This is a genomic window from Pseudomonas nitroreducens NBRC 12694, from assembly GCF_002091755.1.
Classification (GTDB): Bacteria; Pseudomonadota; Gammaproteobacteria; order Pseudomonadales; family Pseudomonadaceae; genus Pseudomonas; species Pseudomonas nitroreducens.
On record NZ_BDAI01000028.1, the window covers coordinates 1 to 3,296 of the forward strand.

Genomic DNA, 3,296 nt, shown 5'->3' on the forward strand with positions numbered 1-3,296 from the left:
GCCGGTGGTGGCATTCACCGTCACGCTGCCGTGGGCCGGTGTGGCACCGGCTTTCACGGCGTAGCTGAGGGTGTCGCCATCGACGTCGCTGGCGACGATCTTGCCGGTCAGCGGGGTGTCTTCGGCAGTGCTCTGGTTCTGGTTGGCACTGGTCGGCGCATCGTTCACCGGGTACACGGTGACGTTGAGGTCGACGGTGCGGGTCGCCGCATCGTTGTTGCTGCTTTCGGTCGCCGTGGCGCTGACTTCCAGCTTGATGGTGCCGTTGAAGTCGGCCGGCGGCGTCAGGGTCAGGGTGTCGAGGTTCCAGCCCTTGAGGTCGACGCTGCTGTGGGTAGCGTCGGCGGTGAAGCTGTTCTTGCCGTCGCTCAGGGTGGCGCCGACTGGGATCTTGCCGATGCTGATCGACAGGGTCTCGGAGCCGTCGGTATCGACCAGCGAAGCCTTGATCTTCGACAGGTTGATCGCGCTGTCTTCGTTGCCTTCGTTGAGGCCGAACACCTTGTAGTGGCTCTGGCCGCTGCTGCCGGTCAGGTCGGTCAGGCGCTCGCCGCCCGCGGTCAGCTCACTGGTGTCGTGGTAGACCTGCGCGCTGCCGGTGCCCAGTACCTGCGCGGCGCTGCCATTGTCGGAGATGCTCAGGGTGTAGTTGCCCGGGCCACTCTGGTTGTGCTGGTAGAGCGCGATAGGGTAGTAGCCGCTCTCGGTCGGGGTGAAGGTGCCGCTGAATTTGCCGCTGCTGCCGCCCCAGGTGGCCTCGGCGACGGTGCTGCCGCCGATCACCAGGCGCACGCTGTCATCGCCCACGCCGGTGAAGGTGTAGGTGTGGCCGGCTTCGAGGAAGATCAGGCCACTGACCTTGGTGGCGGTGCCGGCGGTGACGTCGGTGTTGCGCACGCTGTCGGTGGAGCCGTGGGTGGTCGGAGTGCCGGCTGCGTCGATCTTCGCCTGCAGGTCGGCCGGCGATGCGCCGTTGCCGCCATTGCCCAGGGCCAGGCCGGTCCAGGTGTCCACGGTCAGGCCGGTGGCTTTCGGGTGGCTGCTGCTGCCGTCCAGGCTCAGGTTCGGCTTGTCCGCCACGGCCTCGATGCTCACCGCCACGGTGGAGGTGGACGTGCCGCCTTTGCCATCGCTGATGGTGTAGGTGATGGTGTCGGAGCCGCTGAAGTTCTCCTTCGGCGTGTAGCTCAGGCTGCCGTCCTGGTTGATCACCACGGTGCCGTTGCCGGCGCTGGCGCCGGTGACGATCAGGGCGTCGTGTTCGGCATCGGTGTCGTTGCCCAGAACGTCGATGCGGATCGCGGTGTCTTCGTTGGTGTGCGCGATGTCCGGCACGGCAACCGGGTTGTCGTTGGTGCCGGTGACGGTGATGGTGATGGTCTGCGGATCGCTCAGCGCGCCATTGTTGTCCTTCGCCTGGTAGGTGAAGGTGACGCTCTCGCTCTGGCCGGCGGCCAGGTGATCGAAGGCGGTACCGGGGGTGAAGGTGTAGCTGCCATCGGTGTTGAAGGTCAGCGAACCTTTGCCCTGTGCCACGTCGGTGGCCAGTTGATAACCCGCGATGGTGCCGTCGACGTCGGTGGCAACCGGGACCTGGCCGTGCAGAACAGTGTTCTCTTCGGTGGTCTGGGTGTCAGCGTAGGCGACCGGCTTGTCGTTGGTGCCGGTGACGGTGATGGTGATGGTCTGCGGGTCGCTCAGCGCACCGTTGTTGTCCTTCGCCTGGTAGGTGAAGGTGACGTTCTCGCTCTGTCCCTGGGCCAGGTGATCGAAGGCGGTGCCCGGGTTGAAGCTGTAGCTGCCGTTGGCGTTGAAGGTCAGCGTGCCCTTGCCGGCGGCGACGTTGGTCGCCAGCTGGTAGCTCGCGATGGTGCCGTCGATGTCGGTCGCAGCCGGTACATGGCCGTTCAGCACGGCGTTTTCGTCGGTGGTGACGGTATCGCCGAAGGCGAGCGGCTTGTCGTTGGTACCGATGATGTTCACGGTCACCGTGGCGCTGGTGCCATCGGCAGCCTTGACGGTGAAGGTGTCGGTCAGGGTCTGGCCCTGTTTCAGCTCGTTGTAGGCGCTGCTGGCGACGTAGGTCCAGTTGCCATCGGTACCGAGGTTGAAGGTGCCGTACTTGCCGGCGACGTTGCTCTGGGCCTGGAAGCTGGCCGGGCCGTCGACGTCGGTGATGTTCAGCTTGCCGCCGGTGCTGATCGGCGCGTCGGTTTCATTCACGTCGCGCGAGCCGACACCGCTGATGACGGCGGCGTCGTTGCTGCCGGTAACGACGATGGTGATGGTCTGCGGACCGCTCACGGCACCGTTGTTGTCCTTCGCCTGGTAGGTGAAGGTGACGTTCTCGCTCTGGCCGGCGGCCAGGTGGTCGAAGGCGGTGCCCGGGTTGAAGGTGTAGCTGCCGTCCTCGTTGAAGGCCAGGGTGCCCTTGCCCTGGGCGAGATTATTGACCACCTCGTAGCGAACGATGGTGCCGTCGACATCGGTGGCGACCGGGACCTGGCCGTGGAGAACGGTGTTCTCTTCGGTGGTCTGGGTATCGGCGAAGGCCACCGGCTTGTCGTTGGTGCCGTTGATGGTCACGGTGACGCTGGCGCTGGTGCCGTCGGCGGCCTTCACGGTGAAGGTCTCTGTGAGCTTGTCGCCGACTTTCAGTTCGTTGAAGGCGGAGTTGGCGACGAAGCTCCAGGTGCCATCGGCAGCCAGGCTGAACGTGCCATAGCTGCCGGCGGTGCTGGCCTGGGGCTGGAAGCTGGCTGGGCCGTCGACGTCGCTGATGTCGAGCTTGCCGCCGATGGTGACCGGGGCATCGGTTTCGTTGGCGCTGCCGCTGGTCTGCCCGCCAATGATGGCCGCGTCGTTGCTGCCGGTAACGGTGATGGTGACGGTCTGCGTGTCGCTCAGCGCACCGTTGTTGTCCTTCGCCTGGTAGGTGAAGGTGATGTTCTCGCTCTGGCCGGCGGCCAGGTGGTCGAACGCGGTGCCGGGGGTGAAGGTGTAGCTGCCGTCACTGTTGAAGGTGAGGTTGCCTTTGCCCTGGGCGATGCCGGTGGCCAGTTGGTAGCTGGCAATGGTGCCGTCGATGTCGGTGGCGACCGGAACCTGGCCGTGGAGAACGGTGTTCTCTTCGGTGGTCTGGGTATCGGCGTAGGCCACCGGCTTGTCGTTGGTGCCGTTGATGGTGACGGTCACGCTGGTGCTGGTACCGTCGGCGGCCTTCACGGTGAAGGTGTCGGTGAGTTGATCGCCGACTTTCAGTTCGTTGAAGGCAGAGTTGGCGACATAGGTCCAGG

1 protein-coding gene is annotated in these 3,296 nt (G+C 65.2%); it reads right to left on the reverse strand.

Annotation, left to right across the window (positions count from 1 at the left end):
- The coding region (locus PNI01S_RS28060) for a cadherin-like domain-containing protein (RefSeq protein ID WP_143514279.1) at nt 1-3,296 on the reverse strand (3,296 nt) is incomplete at both ends.